Origin of the sequence: Streptomyces tardus (assembly GCF_018101125.2) — a bacterium.
GTDB classification, from domain to species: domain Bacteria; phylum Actinomycetota; class Actinomycetes; order Streptomycetales; family Streptomycetaceae; genus Streptomyces; species Streptomyces tardus.
This window is the reverse complement of sequence record NZ_JAELVF020000001.1, coordinates 2,611,233-2,629,686: the sequence shown is the minus strand read 5'-3', so window position 1 is coordinate 2,629,686 and position 18,454 is coordinate 2,611,233. Positions and strand designations below refer to the sequence as shown.

The following is an 18,454-nucleotide window of genomic DNA, read 5'->3' as shown; positions in this document are numbered from 1 at the left end:
CGCCGACCTCGTTCCTCCCCCGGGGTGTCAGCCGACGACCCGCCCGAGCAGGTAGACGACCGGACCCGCCAGCGCCAGCGGCAGAGCGACTCCCGCAGTCAGGTGCACGAACCGCGACGGCCAGTCGTAACTCGCCGCCCGCAGGCCGATCAGCGCCCCGCCGCCGGCCCCGAGGCCCAGCAGCGCGCCCGCGCCGGCGCCCAGGTCCGTCCACGTGCCCGCGGCAGCCCCCGCACCGGCGGCAACGGCCGGCGCCGCCGCCAGAGTCAGCAACCCCGGCAACGGCAGCGCACGTACGCACACCGCGACGGCCACCGCGACACCGCCGACGACCACCGCGTCCGCGCTGACCGCCTGGGCGGCCAGATGCGCGGCAGCGAGAACGGTCAGCACCGTGGCTCCGACCGCGACCGTCAGCCCGTAGAGACGCTCGTCCGGTGCTCCGTGGTTGCGCAGCTGAAACAGGAGCACCAGCAGAACCCAGATGCCCAGCACGCCCGCCACCGCCGTCGCGGCGTTGCGGTCGCTGGAGAGGAACAGCGCGGCGACCGCGCTCAGTCCGGCGAGGAAGCCGAGCGCGATGCCCTGGCGGGCCGGCCACATACCGTTCAGCCGGTACCAGCCGGCCGCCGTGACCGCCTGGAGGAGCACCACCACGACCGCCACCGCGGGCCGGCCGATGGCCGCGGCCGCGGCGAGGGCGAGGGCGAGGGCGGCGGTGAGCGCGGCGCTCTGACCGCCCGGCGGGATGATCGGGTCACCGGTGCGGTGCTCCGGATGGCCCGGCACCCCTCGGTTCGGCGGGCCGCCCTTCTTGCGGCGCCTGCCCCCACGGCCGCCCGGCTGTGCGGCGGCACCGGCCGTACCCGGCGCTTCCCCCGGAGTCCCATCCGTACGCGGTGCGTTGCCCGTGCTCGGCACGTCGTCCCCTCCCGTGCCGGGCACACGGCCCGGTCCTCTGCCCGATGCGCGACCCGTGGCCGTGCCCGATGCGTCGTCCCTGCTTGCGGCGGCGCTGCTTCCCGGCCGGTTCATCGTGCGCCTCCGGCGAAGGGCGGGAGGACCTCGACCGTGCCGCCGTCACTCAGCCGTACGGTCTCCGGGTCCCGGGCGCCGGCCGGCCGTTCGTCGACGAGGTAGGAGCAGCGCACCAACACCCGGGCGAAGTCCGGACGTTCGGCGTGCCGCTCCCTGGCGTCGGCCAGCGCCTCGGCGAGCGTCGCGGCCTCATAGGTCTCCTCCGCCACACCGGCCGCGGCTCGCGCCGCCGCCCAGTAGCGGATGGTCCCCTTCACGGGCATCTGTTTCTCCCCAGCGGTGTGATGTACCGCTCCCATCATCGCCTGTCCGTATGGCGGACCGCGCACCCGTGCGCCCGCTCTCCGCGATGACAGGGAAACCTCCTGGTCACACTGTGTTCGGCGGATTATGCGCAAACAATCGTGAGGTTTCTCGCTCGTGTCGAAAACGCCTTGTTGAGCTATCGTGCTGCGCAGAAGGACTCGGGCGACGACGCCTCCGAGTCCTTTCGCGCTTTCACGGCACGGTCGCAACGACGCGTCACGCCGAAGCACACGCCACGCCTCCCCGGGAGGCGTCACGTCCTCGAAAGGGACTGAGGAAGGAACTCACGATGAGCTCGCTACTCCTCCTGACCAACGCGCTCCAACCCTCCACCGAGGTGCTGCCCTCCCTCGGACTGCTGCTCCACAACGTCCGGGTCGCCCCCGCCGAGGGCTCCGCGCTCGTGAACACCCCGGGCGCCGACGTGGTTCTCATCGACGGCCGCCGCGATCTGCCGCAGGCGAGGGCGCTGTGCCGGCTGCTGCGTTCGACCGGCCCCGGCAGTCCGCTGGTACTGGTCGTCACCGAGGGCGGGATGGCCGCGGTGACCGCCGACTGGGGCGTGGACGACGTCGTCCTGGACACCGCGGGACCGGCCGAGTTGGAGGGCCGGCTGCGGCTGGCCACCGGGCGCCGGCAGGTAGTCAACGACGACGCCCCCACCGAGATCCGCAACGGCGACCTCTGCATCGACGAGGCAACGTACAGCGCCAGGCTCAAGGGCCGCGTGCTCGACCTGACCTTCAAGGAGTTCGAGCTGATCAAGTTCCTGGCGCAGCACCCGGGCCGGGTCTTCACCCGCGCCCAGCTGCTCCAGGAGGTCTGGGGCTACGACTACTTCGGCGGCACCCGCACCGTGGACGTGCACGTACGGCGACTGCGCGCCAAGCTCGGCCCCGAGCACGAGTCGCTGATCGGCACCGTGCGCAACGTGGGCTACCGCTTCGTCTCGCCGGAGAAGCCGGAGAAGACGGCGGAGCAGCGCAGGGCCGAGGCCGAGGCCAAGGCGGTGACCGAGGCCGCCGAGCAGCTGGCGCAGGAGGCCGTGGAGGGCACGTCCCGCTCGCACAGCACCCGCTCCTGACCGACCCGGCCGCGACTGACCGCGACGGCCACGCGCCCGCGCCCGACCGGACCGCCGTGCCCGCTCGGCGCCGGGCCGACCGGGAGCGCCCGCAGCCGCACCCGCGCGGGCCGCCCTCGGCCGCCGCCCGTGCGCCGGGACGCAGGTCCGCGGGTGCGTCGAGCCCCGCACCCGCGTGTACGGCACACGGGCCGCCGCGCGGGCCTCGCGCGAACGCTGTCCGAGTGCCGCGTCCGGCCTGCCCGAATCCGGTCCGAGGCGCCTCTCGGCGGGCGTTCCCGGGCCCGACGCGGGGCAGCCGTGAAAGGTCACCCCGCGTAGACTGCCCGGCGTGGCGAAGGTGACGCGAGACGACGTGGCAAGGCTGGCGGGTACCTCCACCGCGGTGGTGAGCTATGTGATCAACGACGGGCCCCGCCCGGTCGCCCCGGCGACCAAGGAGCGCGTGCTCGCCGCGATCAACGAGCTCGGCTACCGGCCGGACCGCGTGGCCCAGGCGATGGCCTCCCGGCGCACGGACCTGATCGGCATGATCCTCCCCGACGCCCGCCAGCCCTTCTTCGGCGAGATGGCGCACGCCGTCGAACAGGCCGCCGCCGAGCGCGGAAAGATGGTCCTGGTCGGCAACTCCGACTACCTCGACGAGCGCGAGGTGCACTACCTCCGGGCCTTCCTCGGCATGCGGGTCGCCGGGCTCATCCTGGTCAGCCAGGGACTGAGCGAGCGGGCCGCCGTCGAGATCGACGCCTGGGACGCCCGGGTGGTGCTGCTGCACCGCAGGCCGGACGCGATCGACGACGTCGCCGTCGTCACCGACGACGTGGTGGGCGCCCAGCGCGCCACCGAGCACCTGCTGGACCACGGCGCCGCGTACGTCGCCTGCCTCGGCGGCGTCGAGTCCACCCCCGCCATCGGCGACCCGGTCACCGACCACGTCGAGGGCTGGCGGCTCGCGATGAGCGCCTACGGCCGCGAGACCGAGGGCCGGCTCTTCCAGGCCCCGTACAACCGCTACGACGCCTACCGGGTCGCGCTCGATCTGTTGGGCGGCGATGGCCGGCCGCCGGCCATCGTGTGCGCCACCGACGACCAGGCCATCGGCGTGCTGCGCGCCGCCCGCGAGCTGCGGATCGACGTGCCCGGGGAGCTGCTGGTCGCGGGCTTCGACGACGTGAAGGAGGCGGCGCTCACCGACCCGCCGCTCACGACCGTCGCCTCCGACCGCCCGGCCATGGCGCGCGCAGCCGTCGACCTGCTGCTCGACGACGGGGTGCGCACCAGTGGCAGCGGCCGGGACCGGCTGCGGCAGCTGCCGTCCACCCTGGTCCGGCGGCGCTCCTGCGGCTGCGGCTGAGGGCCGGGCCGGCCCTCGACAGGCACAGCTCCGGCGGCTGAACGACGACCCCGTACCCGCCCGCCGATTCGACGGCGGGTATGGGTACAGGTACGGGGCGCAACCGACCGCCCGCGCCCGTCCTCGGCCGCTCCAGGAGGATCGGCCTCGGCTCAGCCGAGCTTGCTGACGTCGCGGACCGCGCCCTTGTCCGCGGACAGGGCCATGGCGGCGTACGCCCGCAGCGCCTGCGAGACCTTGCGCTCGCGTGCGACCGGCGCGTACCGGCTGCCCAACTCCTCGCGGCGGGCAGCGAGTTCGGCGTCCGAGACCTTGAGCTCGATGGTGCGGTTCGGGATGTCGATGGCGATCGGGTCGCCGTCCCGGACCAGCGCGATGACACCACCGGCCGCCGCCTCCGGGGAGACGTGGCCGATCGAGAGTCCGGAGGTGCCGCCGGAGAAGCGCCCGTCGGTGATCAGGGCGCACTTCGCGCCCAGCCCGCGGCCCTTGAGGAACGCGGTGGGGTAGAGCATCTCCTGCATCCCCGGGCCGCCCTTGGGGCCCTCGTAGCGGACGACCACGACGTCGCCCTCCTTGACGCGCTTCTTGAGGATCGCGTCGACCGCGTCCTCCTGGGACTCCACGACCACGGCCGGGCCCTCGAAGGTCCAGATCGACTCGTCGACACCGGCGGTCTTCACCACACAGCCGTCGACTGCCAGGTTGCCGCTGAGCACGGCGAGGCCGCCGTCGGCGGAGTAGGCGTGTTCGGCGTCCCGGATGCAGCCGTTCTCGGCGTCGGTGTCCAGGGTGTCCCAGCGCTCGCTCTGCGAGAAGGCGGTGGCCGAACGCACACAACCGGGCGCCGCGTAGAACATCTCCAGCGCCTCCGGCGCGGGCGAACCGCCGCGGATGTCCCACTGCTTGAGCCAGTCCGGGAGCGAGGACGCGTGCACGGCGTGGACGTCCTCGTGCAGATAGCCGCCGCGGTGCAGCTCGCCCAGGATCGCCGGGATTCCGCCCGCGCGGTGGACGTCCTCCATGTGGTAGGCCCCGTTGGGCGCGACCTTGCAGACACAGGGCACCCGGCGCGAGACCTCGTCGATGTCGTCCATCTCGAAGTCGAGCTCCGCCTCCTGCGCGGCGGCCAGCAGGTGGAGCACGGTGTTGGTGGAGCCGCCCATCGCGACGTCCAGCGCCATGGCGTTCTCGAACGCGGCGCGGGTGGCGATGCTGCGCGGGAGGACGGAGTGGTCGTCCTGCTCGTAGTGGCGCAGCGCGATGTCGACGACGGTGCGGCCCGCGGCCTCGTACAGCTCCTTGCGGGCGGTGTGGGTGGCGAGCACCGAGCCGTTGCCGGGCAGTCCAAGGCCTAGCACCTCGACGAGGCAGTTCATGGAGTTGGCGGTGAACATGCCCGAACAGGAGCCGCAGGTCGGGCAGGCGGCCTCCTCGATGCGCTGCAGGTCCTCGTCGGAGGTGGCGTCGCTGACCGCCTCGGACATGGCGTGCACCAGGTCCAGGTTGGAGCGGACGGTGCCGTCGACCAGCGTGGTCTTGCCGGCCTCCATCGGGCCGCCGGAGACGAAGACGGTCGGGATGTTGAGCCGCAGCGCGGCGTTCAGCATGCCGGGGGTGATCTTGTCGCAGTTGGAGATGCAGATCAGCGCGTCCGCGCAGTGCGCCTCGGTCATGTACTCGACGGAGTCCGCGATCAGGTCGCGGGAGGGCAGCGAGTAGAGCATCCCGCCGTGGCCCATCGCGATGCCGTCGTCGACCGCGATCGTGTTGAACTCCCGCGGGATGGCGCCGGCTTCCTTGATCGCCTCGGAGACGATCCGGCCGACCGGCTGGAGGTGGGTGTGGCCCGGCACGAACTCCGTGAAGCTGTTGGCCACGGCGATGATCGGCTTGCCGAAGTCCTCCCGCGCTACGCCGGCGGCGCGGAGCAGGGCTCGGGCGCCCGCCATGTTGCGGCCGCGGGTGACGGTGTTGGACCTCAGCTCGGGCATGGTGCTCCACTCCCTGGACGACGTTGTGCGCGTGCTTGGGGCTGTCCGACGCGCCTGTCGGCCCGGGCGTCGCCGCGACGGCAGTCGCGCCGGAGACCTACGAGCGTACGCCCGAAGATCCATGATCCGGACACGGCACCCACATCATGAGACACCCGGTCGGGGCCCGGTCGGCAACCGGTCGTCGAGCGACCGGAGCTGGGCCGGCGGTCGGTCGTCGGGGGTCAGAACCGATCGGTTCCTGCTCCGGGACTGTCAGCGGCGTCGGACAGCCCGGACGTGCCGGCTCCGGGCCCGTCGTCCGGCACGGACGTGCCGGACGCGCCGGACGCGCCGGGGGTACGGGCGGCGGGGCTCGCTGCGTCCTCCTCCGGTCCCAGCAGGTGGTGCTGGACCACCGGCGCCAGCCGCCGCACCAGCTCCCGCGGGTCCGCGTCCGCCAGCGGCTCGATCCGTATGACGTACCGCAGCAGCGCCGTACCGACCAGTTGCGCAACCGCCAGCTCGACCCGCAGCTCGCGCTCGGCCCGGTCGACCGCCCCGGCGATCCTCGGCAGCAGCAGCCTGGAGACCACTCCGCGGAAAATCCGCGCCGCGGTGTCGTTGTTCACCGCGGAACGCACCAGTGCGATCAGCGGCTCGCGGGTGTCCGGGTTCTCCCACACCCCCAGAAAGAAGCCGGTGACCTGCTCGCCCAGCTCCTCCGGCGGTACGGCACGCAGCCGGCCGAGCCGTTGGCGCAGCGGCGCCAACGCGGTCTCCACGGCGGCCTCGAAGACCCGCTCCTTGGTGCCGAAGTAGTGGTGCACCAGGGCCGGATCGACCTCCGCCCCGCGGGCGATCGCCCGTACCGAGGCCTTGTCGTAGCCGCGGTCGGCGAACTCGGTGCGCGCCGACCGCAGAATGGCCGACCTCCGGTCCGCCCCCACCGAGTCCTCGGCGCGCGGCCGTCCCCGGCGGCGCGGGCCCTCCGCGCCCGTCCGGTCGCTCACGAGTCCAGCCCGGGCGAGGAGAGGTGGAGCCGGGTGAAGGCCAGCGCCTCGGCGAGGTCGGCCTCGCGCTCGGCGGAGGTCATCGCCCTGCGGGTGTTGACCTCGACCACGACGTGGCCGTCGAAGCCGCCGGCGGCCAGCCGGGCGAGCACCTCGGCGCAGGGCTGCTTTCCCCGGCCCGGCACCAGGTGCTCGTCCTTTGCCGAGCCGTTGCCGTCGGCGATGTGGAGGTGGCCGAGACGGTCGCCCATGGTCTCCACCATCGCGAGGGTGTCGCTGCGCGAGGTGGCGGTGTGCGACAGGTCCAGGGTGAAGTGGCGGTAGTCGTCGGTGGTCGGGTCCCAGTCGGGCGCGTACGCCTGGAGCTCGCGGTCCCGGTAGCGCCACGGGTACATGTTCTCCACCGCGAACCTGACGTCCGTCTCCCCCGCCATGCGCCAGATCCCGGCCACGAACTCCCGCGCGTAGGAACGCTGCCAGCGGAACGGCGGGTGGACCACCACGGTCGAGGCGCCGAGGGTCTCCGCCGCGCTGCGGGCGCGCTTGAGCTTCGTCCACGGGTCGGTCGACCAGACCCGCTGAGTGATCAGGAGGCAGGGCGCGTGCACCGCGAGCACGGGCACGCCGTGCTGGTCGGAGAGCCGTCGGAGCGCGTCGACGTCCTGGCTGACCGGATCGGTCCACACCATGACCTCGACCCCGTCGTACCCCAGACGCGCGGCGATCTCGAAGGCCGCCGAGGTCGACTCGGGGTACACCGACGCCGTGGACAGGGCGACCTTCGGCTCCGGGGCCCGTGCCGCACCTGTGAAGTCCTCTGCCACCCGCTCAGCCTACGGCGAAGCGGGCCGCGGCCCGTACCTGGGTCGCGCGCCGGGGCGCCCCGCACCCGGCTCTGCCCGGGCACCCGGCTCTGCCCGGGCACCCGGCGCTGCCCGGCCCCGGGCGGCCGACCGCCCGGGACGCCCGACCATCTGGCCGCCCGCAGCGTGGAGGGCGGACGCAGCACCGCCGGAGGCGCGCGCCGCCGGGCTCACACGCCCTCGACGGCCCGGCGCGCACAGCCGGGGTCCGGGGCGGGGTCCGGGGCGGTCAGCCGTTGCGCAGCCGGTCCAGTCGGCGCAGGATCACGCCCTCTCGCAGCGCCCACGGGCACACCTCCAGCATCTCGATGCCGAACAGGTCCATCGCGCCCTCGGCGACCAGCGCGCCGGCCAGCAGCTGACGCGCCCGGCCCTCGGAGACGCCCGGAAGCTCGGCACGTTCGGCGGCCGTCATCCCGGCCAGCCTCGGCACCCACTCCTCCAGCGTCTTGCGGTCCAGGTCCCGCTGGACGTACAGGCCCTCGGCGGAGCGCGCCGCGCCGCCGAGCCGGGCGAGCTGCTTGAACGTCTTGGACGTCGCCACCACGTGGTCCGGCGCCCCCAGCCGGCTGAACTCGCCGACCACCCGCGCGATCTCGGCCCGCACATGCCGCCGCAGGGCGCGTACGTCGTCCTGGTCGGGCGGGTCTCCCGGCAGCCAGCCGCCGGTCAGCCGCCCCGCGCCCAGCGGCAGCGACACGGCCGCGTCCGGCTCCTCGTCCAGTCCGTACGCGATCTCCAGCGAACCGCCGCCGATGTCCAGCACCAGCAGCCGACCGGCCGACCAGCCGAACCACCGGCGCGCCGCCAGGAACGTCAGCCGCGCCTCGTCCGGTCCGGAGAGCACCCGCAGCCGCACCCCGGTGTCGGCGGTGACCCGCTCCAGCACGTGGTCGGCGTTGCTGGCCTCTCGGACGGCGGAGGTGGCGAACGGCAGTACGTCCTCGACCCCCTTGTCCTCGGCGACCTCCAGCGCTTCCTTGACCGTGTTCGCGAGCCGGTCGACGCCTTCGGGGCTGATCGCACCTCGCTCGTCGAGGAGTTCGGCCAGGCGCAGTTCCGCCTTGTGGGAGTAGGCGGGCAGGGGGCGTGCGCCGGGGTGCGCGTCCACCACCAGAAGGTGAACGGTGTTGGAACCCACGTCGAGGACACCAAGTCTCATGGGACAGCACGCTAACGCGGTCGGCGCGTCGCAGGGGCAGTCACCCGTACTCTGGGGCACGTGGGCAAGACGAAGCACTCGAAGCCGGGAGAAATCCGCAACCTCGGTGGTAAGAAGCAGCGGCGCCGCGGCGAGGAAGTGGACCTCGACCACGCACGGGCGTGGGTGGAGTTCCCCGATCCCGCCGACGACGAGCAGGTCTTCCGCTGCGATCTCACGTGGCTGACGTCGCGCTGGTCGTGCATCTTCGGCCAGGGCTGCCAGGGCATCCAGGCCGGCCGTGCCGCGGACGGCTGCTGCACGCTCGGCGCGCACTTCTCCGACGAGGACGACGAACGCCGGGTGGCCGCGCACGCCGCGCGTCTCACCCCCGAGCAGTGGCAGTTCCACCGCGAGGGCAACGAGACCGGCTGGGTCGAGACCGATGACGAGGGCGAGCGCAAGACCCGACGATGGGAGGGCGCCTGCATCTTCAACAACCGCGCCGGCTTCCCCGGCGGCGCGGGCTGCGCCCTGCACCTCCAGGCGCTCCAGGCCGGGCGCGAGCCGCTGGAGACGAAACCGGACGTCTGCTGGCAGCTCCCTGTTCGGCGCACCTTCGAATGGGTCGAACTCCCGGACGGAGAGCAGAAGTTGTACGTCTCCATCGGAGAGTACGACCGCCGCGGCTGGGGCTCGGGCGGGCACGACCTGCACTGGTGGTGCACCGGCGCGACCAGCGCGCACGGCGCCGGCGACCCGGTCTACGTCTCCTACCGCCCGGAGCTGATCGAGCTGATGGGCAAGGACGGCTACGACAGGCTCACCGAGCTCTGCGAGCAGCGGCTGGCCGCGGCCCTCCCGCTGGTGGCCCCGCACCCCGCCGACCCGGCACCGAACCGAACCGACTGACCACCACCGGACACGCCGCCCCGGCCCGCGCCAGCTGACGCCGGCCGGGCCGGTCCGTCCGCCCGAGCCCGGACCGCCGCGCCGGGAAGCCCGCCTTCACGCCGCGCCGAACACCCCCTGCGAACGAGGCCCGGCCCGCGTCCACGACGGGCAATCCCCGCACGGGCGGCCCGGTTCACGTTCGCCGTCACAGCGCCCGTACGGCCAGATCCCGGTTCGCGCGCGACGGCGAACTCTCGTACGTCGGCGCGCGGTTCGCGAGTACGCAGGCCAACTCCCGCGTGCACACGTCCGGTTCGCGCACACGACGCAACTCCCGTACTCAGCCCGGCGGTTCGCGCCGCGAACGCCGCACACACGGCGGTACGCGGCGGTACGACGGCTCAGGCGGAGGGGACCGGTTCGGAGGGTTCGGGGTCCGGCGCGGGCTCGGAGGGCTCCGGCTCGGAGGGTTCCGGGGCGGGCTCCCGGCCCTGGCCCTGGATGGTGATGACGGTGCCCGAGGGGGCGAAGTGCACCCGTGCCGTCCACGGGCCCTCCGGCTCCCAGCGGCGTACGTCGACCCGCACCGTGTACGACTCCCCCGGGGACAGCTGACCCGAGAGCCGGCTGACCCGCAGCCATCTGGCGTCGGTGGCCGCCGACCAGTCGAGCTTGGTCCCGCCGGTGTTGGTCAGCGTGATCAGCGTGACGTCGCCCGCGGGCCTGGCCTGGACGGAGAGCCGGCCCGGCGAGGCGCTGGGGCTCTCGTCGGGGCTCTCGGCCCCCTCGTCCGGGGAACTGTCGGGGTCGTCCGAGCCGCCGGGGAGCTTCGTGCTCCCGCCCGGCTTCCCGTCGTCCTTCTCGCCGTCCCGGTCGTCCCCGGTGCGGCCGTTGGGGCTCTTGCGATCGCCGTCGGCACGGTCGGCGTTGCCCGCGTTCTCGTACGGGTAGCTCTCCTCCGCCGCCGGGTCGTCGGCATCGCTGGTCGCCACCGAGCTGCCGTCCCGGCCCTCGCCGACCAGCGGCGCACCCCGGTACGCCGCCCACAGCGCCAGCACGGGCGCCGCCACCACCGCGGCGGCCACCGTCGTCGTCACCGCCCGGGCGCGCAACCTGCCCATCCGCGCGGCGCGTTCCTTCGCCTCTGCCGGAAAGCCGTGCCGGTCGAAGCGCGGCGCGGGCTGCGCGCGGGCCCGGAGCGCGGCCACCAGCGCCGCGTGCACCACCGGCCGGGACGCCTTCAGCACCGCCAGCTGTCGGGAGCGACCCGGCGCCGTACCGGGCCACGGCTCGCCCGCCATGTGCTTCTCGGCGGAGAGCCGGCACTCGCCGCACTCGTCGACGTGCCGCACCAGTTCACGGCGGAGCGCAGCGCTGAGCACCACCTCGGTGTCGCCACCCAGCCTGCTCACCGTTCCGCAGCCACCGCTGTTCACGACGGACAGCGCCGCCCGCGTCCGCTCCACCTCGCAGGCCGCGCCGGACAGCAGCATCCGGGTGGCGGCGGACTCCATGGAGAGCACCAACGCGACCTCGTCGACCGGGAGTTGGTGGCGCACTGCGAGCTCCAGGGCCTCGCGCTGCTCCGGCGTCGTACCCGCCGCCTCGGGCCAGCCGAGAGTGGCGAGCTCCTGCCTGCGGCGGGTGGCGAGCGGACCGTCGAGCTTGACGGGCTCACGGGGGCGGGCGGCCTCGCGCAGGGTGGCCAGACGCCGCAGGCAGGCCCAGCGGGCGAGGGCGTACAGCCAGGGACGCCGGTGCGCGGGGTCCTGCGGCGCACGGTCGCGCTCCCGCTGCCGTTCGGCGACGGAGAGCGCGAGGCCGAGCGCGGAGACGGCCTCGTCGTGCTCGCACATGATCGACAGGCAGTAGGTGAACAGTCCGTCGAGGTACGGGTCGTCGCCCGCGCCGTGGACGTCCTGGACGGCGGCAGCGGCGCCGGAGAGGGCCGCGAGGGCCGGCCCGTTCTCGGTACGCCGCGCGCCACGGCGTACTTGGCGTACGCCGGTGGAGTTCGTGGGGTGCTCGCGCCTGCTGCTCATCACCCCGTGACGCTAGGCGGCGCGAGGGGGCGGACCGGGACCGGTGACGAAGGTTTAACCCTAATGAGTGACGATCTCACTCGAAAGGGGACAGCTCCGACCAGCCGGAACGTCCCGCCCCGGCACCACGCCCGGCGCGCGCCGCGCTCGTGCGTCCGCCCTTCGCCCACCGGAGGAGTCCGCACTGTCGGTGGGCACGGATACGGTGATCGACATGGCTGCCCGCAAGTCGTCCGCCAAGGACCGTCCCTCGTACCGCTGCACCGAATGTGGCTGGAGCACGGCCAAATGGCTGGGCCGCTGCCCGGAGTGCCAGGCCTGGGGCACCGTCGAGGAGGTCGGAGCCGCCCCGGGAGTGCGCACCACCGCCGCCGGCCGGGTCTCCACGCCCGCGCTGCCCATCGGCCAGGTCGACGCCCGGCAGGCCCAGGCCCGCAGCACCGGGGTGGACGAGCTCGACCGGGTGCTGGGCGGCGGCCTGGTCCCCGGCGCGGTGGTGCTGCTGGCCGGCGAGCCGGGTGTGGGCAAGTCGACGCTGCTGCTGGACGTCGCGGCCAAGGCGGCGGCGCCTGCGCACCGCACGCTGTACGTCACCGGCGAGGAGTCGGCGAGTCAGGTGCGGATGCGCGCGGATCGGATCGGCGCGCTGGACGACGACCTCTTTCTCGCCGCCGAGACGGACCTGTCGGCCGTGCTCGGCCATCTCGACGCCGTACAGCCCTCCCTGCTGGTGATGGACTCGGTGCAGACCGTCGCCTCTCCCGAGATTGACGGCGCGCCCGGTGGTGTCTCCCAGGTCCGGGAGGTGGCCGGTGCGCTCATCCGGGCCTCCAAGGAGCGCGGGATGGCGACGCTGCTCGTCGGCCACGTCACCAAGGACGGCACGATCGCCGGGCCCCGGCTGCTGGAGCACCTGGTCGACGTGGTCCTGCACTTCGAGGGCGACCGGCACGCCCGGCTCCGGCTCGTCCGCGGCGTGAAGAACAGATACGGCACCACCGACGAGGTCGGCTGCTTCGAGCTGCACGACGAGGGCATCGTCGGGCTGGCCGACCCCTCCGGGCTCTTCCTGACCCGCAGGGACGAGCCCGTCCCCGGCACCTGTCTGACCGTGACCCTGGAGGGGCGCCGCCCGCTGGTGGCCGAGGTGCAGGCGCTCACCGTCGACTCCCAGATCCCCTCGCCCCGCCGTACGACCTCCGGTCTGGAGACCTCCCGGGTGTCGATGATGCTGGCCGTGCTGGAGCAGCGGGGCCGGATCAGCGCGCTGGGCAAGCGGGACATCTACAGCGCCACGGTGGGCGGGGTCAAGCTCACCGAGCCGGCCGCGGACCTCGCGGTGGCGCTGGCGCTGGCGAGCGCCGCGAGCGACACCCCGCTGCCGCAGAACCTGGTCGCGATAGGCGAGGTCGGTCTCGCCGGCGAGGTCCGGCGGGTCACCGGGGTGCAGCGGCGGCTCGCGGAAGCGGCGCGGCTCGGCTTCACCCACGCGCTGGTGCCCACCGACCCCGGGCGGGTGCCGGCCGGGATGCGGGTCAAGGAGGTCGCCGACGTGGGCGAGGCGCTGCGCACCCTGCCGCGACTCTCCGGCGGCGGCCGGCGGAGCGACGGCGGGCGCGAGGAGCGGCCCGGGCGCGCCGAGCGGGAGGAGCCGGTGCGGGGCGGTCGCTGAGGCGGGCGGGCGGGGTGTCGGAGCGCGCCGTCGCAGGTGAGTCGCGGGTGAAGGGAAGGCGTATTCGGGCCGTCGGGCGGGTGAGTCGCCCCCGTCGGCGCGGAGCGGACCGTCGGGCGCGTACGGACGCCGGTAGACTTTGGCGCGGTCACGCCCGTCCACCAGTACGCCGAACGTACGTCGAGGGGCACCCGCACTCACGACCGAAGGAGCGCCGTGGCAGCCAATGAACGGGCAGGAACCGCGGACGGCCTGCTGCGGGCTTCACTCAGCGCCGTCGCACCCGGTACCGCACTGCGGGACGGGCTGGAGCGGGTCCTGCGTGGCAACACCGGCGGCCTCATCGTGCTCGGCTTCGACAAGACGGTGGAAGCGCTCTGCTCGGGCGGCTTCGTGCTGGACGTCGAGTTCAGCGCGACGCGGCTGCGGGAGCTGTGCAAGCTCGACGGCTCGCTGATCATCGACCGGGACGTCACCAAGATCGTGCGGGCGGGCGTGCAGCTCGTGCCGGACGCCTCCATCCCCACCGAGGAGACCGGCACCCGGCACCGCACCGCGCAGCGGGTGTCGATCCAGACCGGTTTCCCGGTCGTCTCGGTCAGCCAGTCGATGCATCTGATCGCGCTCTACGTCGAGGGTCAGCGGCGCGTGCTGGAGGACTCGGCGGCCATCCTCTCCCGTGCCAACCAGGCGCTCGCCACTCTGGAGCGCTACAAGCTCCGGCTGGACGAGGTGGCGGGCACGCTCTCCGCGCTGGAGATCGAGGACCTGGTCACGGTCCGGGACGTGGCGGCCGTCTCGCAGCGCCTGGAGATGGTGCGCCGCATCGCCACCGAGATCGCCGAGTACGTGGTCGAGCTCGGCACGGACGGACGGCTGCTGGCCCTCCAGCTGGACGAGCTGATCGCCGGTGTCGAGCCGGAGCGCCAGCTCGTCGCCCGCGACTACGTGCCGGAGCCGAGCGGCAAGCGGACCAGGACGGTCGGCGGCGCGCTCGGCGAGCTGGACCGGCTGAGCCACACCGAGCTGCTCGAGCTCCCCACCGTGGCACGGTCCCTGGGCTACAGCGGCGCGCCGGAGACGCTGGACTCCGCGGTGTCGCCGCGCGGTTTCCGGCTGCTGGCGAAGGTGCCGCGACTGCCGAACACCGTGATCGAGCGGCTGGTCGACCACTTCGGCGGGCTCCAGAAGCTGCTCGCGGCGAGCGTGGACGACCTCCAGGCCGTCGACGGCGTCGGCGAGACCCGGGCCCGTTCGGTCCGCGAGGGGCTGTCGAGGCTCGCCGAGTCTTCGATCCTGGAGCGCTACGTCTGACCCCTCCGGGCGGCGGAAGCCCGTGCAGGCGGCGCAAGCAGCGGAAAGGCCGTGACCCCGGGTGGGTTCACGGCCTCTCCGCTGCCGCCGTCCGTGCATCGACGGCCTGTGGGCGGCACCTCGCGGGCGAACGGGCCGGTGCGGCACCCGCGTGCGACGGGCCCCCGGTACGGCGCCCGCGGGCCCGCTCAGTCCTTGGCGAGGACGAAGGAGGTCTGGGCGGTGCCGAGGCCGGGGATCGCGACCTCGACCAGGTAGGTCCCGGCCTTCGGCGCTCCGGCCGACGGTGTGGCGCAGGAGGCCGCGCTGCGGTCGCGCTTCCAGGTGAGCGTGTGGGTCGTCTTCTCCCGCGCGGCGACGCGCAGTTCGTCGCTGCCGTCCGCCGCGCAGTGCTCGCTGGACCAGATCGTCTTGTCGTCGGTGTCGAAGATGGTGAAGACCGCGCGGTCGCCGTTGACGTCCACCTTGCAGGGCGTTCCGCTGGTGTTCTCCACCGTCAGGCGCAGCTTCGGCCGCTCGCCGGGCGCGTACTCGTTCCTCGCCGCGACCAGGCTGACCTTCGCCTGGCCGGAGCGGCAGGCGTCGAGTCCGTCGACGTCCCCGCCGCCGCCCGAGCCGGCGTCGGAGCCCGACTCCTCCGACTCCCCCGACTCGTCCGAACCCCCGGAGCCGGAGCCGCCGGAGCCACCCGTGCCCTCGTCCTCGTCGTCGTCGGCACCGCCGGAGCCCTCTTCGTCCTCGTCCCGTCCGCCGGGGCGGTTGTCGGGTACGGACTCGGAGCTGGTGGGTCCGGGCGTGATGGAGCTCGCCGCGCCCTCACCACGATCGTCCTGACCCGATTTGCCCGCCTGATTGCCGCCGCCACCGCCCATGCTGAGCGCCCATACGACGAGCACGACCAGCACCGCGACAAGCGCGAGAGCCACCGCCCTCCGACGCCAGTAGATGGAGGAGGGAAGAGGCCCGACCGGATTGCGCATAGATCCCACGCGGAAACCTTACGAGACATCAGCCCTCGGACAGGGCCGTACCCGCCGCCGAAGCGGGCAAGTTGTGAACCTTTTCGAACTTTCGCCTTGTCTCGTTGTCCTACGAAGCTCTGCGGGCGTCCGGTTCGTCCCATTGCGGCACCCGGGGAGCGGGCGTTGTCCGGCTGCGGCGCGGAGTTTTCACCACCGCTGCGCTCCGTGCCAGGATCGGAAGGCCATGACTGCTACCTCTGAATGCCACGCGACCGACGACCACCGCGCCGCCCTGCGGCTGCACGCTCCCGTCAACGAATGGTTCACCGAACATGCCAGGGAGCTGCCCTGGCGACGCCCCGAGGCCGGAGCCTGGGGCGTGATGGTCAGCGAGTTCATGCTTCAACAGACGCCCGTGTCACGGGTGTTGCCCGTCTACGAACAGTGGCTGGCCCGCTGGCCGCGCCCCGCGGACCTCGCCGCCGAGGAACCCGGAGAGGCCGTACGCGCCTGGGGTCGGCTGGGCTACCCGCGCCGCGCCCTGCGGCTGCACGGAGCCGCCGCGGCCATAGCGGAACGCCACGGCGGCGATGTGCCCACCGGGCACGCGCAGTTGCTGGCGCTGCCCGGCGTCGGTGAGTACACGGCGTCGGCGGTGGCGTCCTTCGCGTACGGCCAGCGCCACCCGGTGCTGGACACCAATGTGCGCAGGGTCTTCACCCGGCTCTTCCGCGGCCGTGAGTTCCCGCCGAACGCCACCACCGCCGCCGAGCGCAAGCTCGCCCGCGCGGTCCTGCCCGAGGAGGAGGCGACCGCGGCCCGCTGGGCGGCGGCCACGATGGAGCTGGGCGCGCTGGTCTGCACGGCCCGCAAACCCGACTGCCGCGCCTGCCCCGTCGCCACCGAGTGCGCCTGGAAGATCGCCGGTTCGCCGCCGCACGAAGGGCCGCCGCGGCGCACCCAGACGTATGCCGGCACCGATCGCCAGGTGCGCGGACGGCTGCTCGCGGTGCTCCGGGAGACCTCGGCGCCGGTGCCGAAGGAGCGCCTGGACGAGGTGTGGCACGAACCGGTCCAGCGCGCGCGGGCGTTGGACGGGCTGGTCGCGGACGGGCTGGTGGAGCCGCTCGCGGGCGGCGTCTACCGACTGCCGCGGAGCCGGCCGCACAGCACCGCCCGCTGAGGCACCGGCACACCGCGCCCGCCCGGGCAGGCGAGCCGGCCGAGCGTGGGCTCCGGGGAATCGACCGAGCAGGAACGACCGAGAAAAGGGTGTGGAGCGGGACGTAACACCGGTTTCCGTCCCGCTGTTACACAACCGATGGGTGCCCGTGCGGCGGCCGTGCGCTGTCGAGCGAAACCCCGCAACACCGCCTCCCTACTGTCCTGTCCGTACCGCCCGTACCGGGCAGGGGGACGTGACAGGGGAGGCGAAGATGACGGCGACGGCACAGGTGCTCGACTTCGAGGAGTACGTACGAACGCGGCAGGCCGCACTGCTGCGCAGCGCGCGCCGTCTGGTCTCCGACCCCCTGGACGCGCAGGACCTGCTCCAGACCGCCCTCGCCCGCACCTGCGACAAGTGGGACAGGATCGCGGACAAGTCGCTGGCCGACGCCTATCTGCGCCGCGTGATGATCAACACGCGTACGGAGTGGTGGCGTTCGAGGAGACTGGAGGAAGTGCCGACGGACGTGCTGCCCGAGGTGATCGGCGTCGAGGACGGCATCGAGCAGTGCGCCGATCGCGAGCTGCTGCTGGAGCTCCTCTGGGCGCTGCCGCCCAAGCAGCGCAGCGTGGTCGTCCTTCGTCACTGGGAGCAGTTGAGCACCGAGGAGACCGCTTCCGCTCTCGGAATGTCCGTGGGTACGGTGAAGAGCACGCTGCACCGGGCACTCGCCCGGCTGCGCTCGGAGCTGTTGAGCAGGGAGCAGCAGTGGCAGCAGGACACACACGAGGAGCCGATGAGTCGGCCGACCGGTCTCGCCTGCCTGCCGTCCGCGTGCGCGCGGCCCGTCGCACCACCGACCGTGTGCGCCGCCTGAGGCCTCTGCGCGCGGGCGTCCTCGGCGGCGCCTCCGCAGGTTTCGCCGCGCTGCTGGTCGTCGCGGTGGCCGGCTGCGGCGCGACGGGCGAGGGCGTACGGGTCGAGCAGCCCGCCGCCGCCGACGCGGGCCCCGAGGGCCGGGCCTCGCCGCTGCCGGCCGCCACCGTCACGCCGAGCGAGACGCAGCCGTCCCCGTCGGGCTCGAAGAGCCCCGGAGGCAAGCCGGACAAGTCCGAGAGCCCCAGCGCGGTGCAGCCGAGCACCAGCTTCTCGGCGCCCGAGGTCTCGCCGCCCGGCGCACAACGGCAGCTGGACGTGATCACGCTCGTACGGCAGGACCCCCGGGTCGGCGCGGAGGTCAAGGAGAGCCTCGCGCCCTGCTCGGGGCAGTGGCCGGTCGACGTGGCCTACGGTCGGCTCACCGGCGCGGGCGCCTCCGACGTGATCGTGAACGTCACCAGCTGCGCCGACGGCAAGGGGCTCGGCAGTTACGTGTACCGCGAGACCCGGGACGGGCGCTATGTGAACGTCTTCGCCGAGGAGGAGGTCGCGGTCTACGCCCAGGTCGACAACAGCGCCCTCCGCGTCGACCAGCAGATCTATCTGGACGGCGACGCCATGTGCTGCCCCACGGGCCAGGATGTGGTGACGTACATGTGGCGCGGTGGCAAGTTCGCCGAGATGGACCGCGTCTACAAGGACTATCCGAAGCCGACCGACGAGGGCCGGGACGACGGGGAGGGCTGAGCGC

General features: G+C 73.4%; 16 protein-coding genes. 8 read left to right on the top strand and 8 right to left on the bottom strand.

Features of this window, described 5'->3' with window-relative positions:
• Window positions 1-27: 27 nt before the first annotated feature.
• Together JGS22_RS11250 and JGS22_RS11245 are read right to left on the bottom strand one after the other, a co-directional pair.
• On the bottom strand, window positions 28-945 hold the full coding sequence (locus JGS22_RS11250; protein WP_211040307.1) for a hypothetical protein: 918 nt from the start codon (window positions 943-945) through the stop codon (window positions 28-30).
• 86 nt (window positions 946-1,031) lie between these two features.
• A complete protein-coding gene (locus tag JGS22_RS11245; protein ID WP_211040306.1) occupies window positions 1,032-1,301 on the bottom strand; it encodes a MoaD/ThiS family protein in 270 nt (89 codons plus the stop codon).
• 332 nt (window positions 1,302-1,633) lie between these two features.
• Between JGS22_RS11245 and JGS22_RS11240 the strand changes: the two genes are divergently transcribed.
• Together JGS22_RS11240 and JGS22_RS11235 are read left to right on the top strand one after the other, a co-directional pair.
• Window positions 1,634-2,428: a winged helix-turn-helix transcriptional regulator gene (locus JGS22_RS11240; RefSeq protein ID WP_211040305.1), complete on the top strand. Its 795-nt coding sequence runs from the start codon at window positions 1,634-1,636 to the stop codon at window positions 2,426-2,428.
• Between the two features lie 331 nt (window positions 2,429-2,759).
• The gene (locus JGS22_RS11235; RefSeq protein WP_211040304.1) at window positions 2,760-3,782 is read left to right on the top strand and encodes a LacI family DNA-binding transcriptional regulator; all 1,023 of its coding nucleotides are present in this window, start codon (window positions 2,760-2,762) and stop codon (window positions 3,780-3,782) included.
• Between the two features lie 152 nt (window positions 3,783-3,934).
• Here the strand turns inward: JGS22_RS11235 and ilvD are convergent, their stop codons facing one another.
• The 4 genes from ilvD to JGS22_RS11215 all read right to left on the bottom strand — a co-directional run bounded on the left by ilvD (window position 3,935) and on the right by JGS22_RS11215 (window position 8,793).
• Window positions 3,935-5,776: a dihydroxy-acid dehydratase gene (ilvD, locus tag JGS22_RS11230; RefSeq protein WP_211040303.1), complete on the bottom strand. Its 1,842-nt coding sequence runs from the start codon at window positions 5,774-5,776 to the stop codon at window positions 3,935-3,937.
• Window positions 5,777-6,000: 224 nt separating this feature from the next.
• Window positions 6,001-6,768: a TetR/AcrR family transcriptional regulator gene (locus tag JGS22_RS11225; RefSeq protein ID WP_216814946.1), complete on the bottom strand. Its 768-nt coding sequence runs from the start codon at window positions 6,766-6,768 to the stop codon at window positions 6,001-6,003.
• Window positions 6,765-7,592: a sugar phosphate isomerase/epimerase family protein gene (locus tag JGS22_RS11220; protein WP_211040302.1), complete on the bottom strand. Its 828-nt coding sequence runs from the start codon at window positions 7,590-7,592 to the stop codon at window positions 6,765-6,767. Before JGS22_RS11220 ends, JGS22_RS11225 begins: the two co-directional genes overlap by 4 nt.
• 268 nt (window positions 7,593-7,860) lie before the next feature.
• Window positions 7,861-8,793, bottom strand: a complete 933-nt coding sequence (locus JGS22_RS11215; RefSeq protein ID WP_211040301.1) for a Ppx/GppA family phosphatase — start codon at window positions 8,791-8,793, stop codon at window positions 7,861-7,863.
• Window positions 8,794-8,853: 60 nt separating this feature from the next.
• Here JGS22_RS11215 and JGS22_RS11210 point away from each other — a divergent pair, with 60 nt between their 5' ends.
• Window positions 8,854-9,684 carry a DUF3109 family protein gene (locus JGS22_RS11210; RefSeq protein WP_372454230.1) on the top strand — a complete coding sequence of 277 codons (831 nt, stop codon included), beginning with the start codon at window positions 8,854-8,856 and terminating at the stop codon, window positions 9,682-9,684.
• Between the two features lie 383 nt (window positions 9,685-10,067).
• Here JGS22_RS11210 and JGS22_RS11205 read toward each other — a convergent pair whose 3' ends face one another.
• Window positions 10,068-11,708, bottom strand: coding sequence for a BACON domain-containing protein (locus tag JGS22_RS11205; RefSeq protein WP_211040300.1), 1,641 nt, complete (start codon window positions 11,706-11,708; stop codon window positions 10,068-10,070).
• A gap of 214 nt (window positions 11,709-11,922) precedes the next feature.
• Between JGS22_RS11205 and radA the strand changes: the two genes are divergently transcribed.
• Window positions 11,923-13,380 carry a DNA repair protein RadA gene (gene radA, locus JGS22_RS11200; RefSeq protein ID WP_211040299.1) on the top strand — a complete coding sequence of 486 codons (1,458 nt, stop codon included), beginning with the start codon at window positions 11,923-11,925 and terminating at the stop codon, window positions 13,378-13,380.
• A 255-nt stretch (window positions 13,381-13,635) separates the two neighbouring features.
• A complete protein-coding gene (gene disA / locus JGS22_RS11195) occupies window positions 13,636-14,694 on the top strand; it encodes a DNA integrity scanning diadenylate cyclase DisA (protein WP_236073766.1) in 1,059 nt (352 codons plus the stop codon).
• A gap of 188 nt (window positions 14,695-14,882) precedes the next feature.
• On the opposite strand, the gene JGS22_RS11190 is transcribed toward disA, so the two are convergent.
• On the bottom strand, window positions 14,883-15,674 hold the full coding sequence (locus JGS22_RS11190; RefSeq protein ID WP_236073764.1) for a hypothetical protein: 792 nt from the start codon (window positions 15,672-15,674) through the stop codon (window positions 14,883-14,885).
• Between the two features lie 226 nt (window positions 15,675-15,900).
• On the opposite strand from JGS22_RS11190, the gene JGS22_RS11185 reads away from it, so the two are divergent.
• From JGS22_RS11185 to JGS22_RS11175, 3 genes are all read left to right on the top strand, one after another.
• Window positions 15,901-16,839, top strand: coding sequence for an HhH-GPD family protein (locus JGS22_RS11185; protein ID WP_211040296.1), 939 nt, complete (start codon window positions 15,901-15,903; stop codon window positions 16,837-16,839).
• Window positions 16,840-17,092: 253 nt separating this feature from the next.
• The gene (locus tag JGS22_RS11180) at window positions 17,093-17,701 is read left to right on the top strand and encodes a SigE family RNA polymerase sigma factor (protein ID WP_211040295.1); all 609 of its coding nucleotides are present in this window, start codon (window positions 17,093-17,095) and stop codon (window positions 17,699-17,701) included.
• A complete protein-coding gene (locus JGS22_RS11175; protein ID WP_211040294.1) occupies window positions 17,689-18,450 on the top strand; it encodes a hypothetical protein in 762 nt (253 codons plus the stop codon). The genes JGS22_RS11180 and JGS22_RS11175 overlap by 13 nt, the downstream gene beginning before the upstream one ends.
• The last annotated feature ends 4 nt before the right edge of the window (window positions 18,451-18,454 follow it).

Excerpts from the sequence above, each read along its gene's own strand:
- JGS22_RS11205 (WP_211040300.1), bottom strand. The coding sequence starts at position 11,708 with ATGAGCAGCAGGCGCGAGCACCCCACGAACTCCACCGGCGTACGCCAA.
- ilvD (WP_211040303.1), bottom strand. The coding sequence starts at position 5,776 with ATGCCCGAGCTGAGGTCCAACACCGTCACCCGCGGCCGCAACATGGCG.
- JGS22_RS11185 (WP_211040296.1), top strand. The coding sequence starts at position 15,901 with ATGACTGCTACCTCTGAATGCCACGCGACCGACGACCACCGCGCCGCC.
- JGS22_RS11180 (WP_211040295.1), top strand. The coding sequence starts at position 17,093 with ATGACGGCGACGGCACAGGTGCTCGACTTCGAGGAGTACGTACGAACG.
- JGS22_RS11215 (WP_211040301.1), bottom strand. The coding sequence starts at position 8,793 with ATGAGACTTGGTGTCCTCGACGTGGGTTCCAACACCGTTCACCTTCTG.
- radA (WP_211040299.1), top strand. The coding sequence starts at position 11,923 with ATGGCTGCCCGCAAGTCGTCCGCCAAGGACCGTCCCTCGTACCGCTGC.
- JGS22_RS11245 (WP_211040306.1), bottom strand. The coding sequence starts at position 1,301 with ATGCCCGTGAAGGGGACCATCCGCTACTGGGCGGCGGCGCGAGCCGCG.
- JGS22_RS11190 (WP_236073764.1), bottom strand. The coding sequence starts at position 15,674 with ATGCGCAATCCGGTCGGGCCTCTTCCCTCCTCCATCTACTGGCGTCGG.
- JGS22_RS11240 (WP_211040305.1), top strand. The coding sequence starts at position 1,634 with ATGAGCTCGCTACTCCTCCTGACCAACGCGCTCCAACCCTCCACCGAG.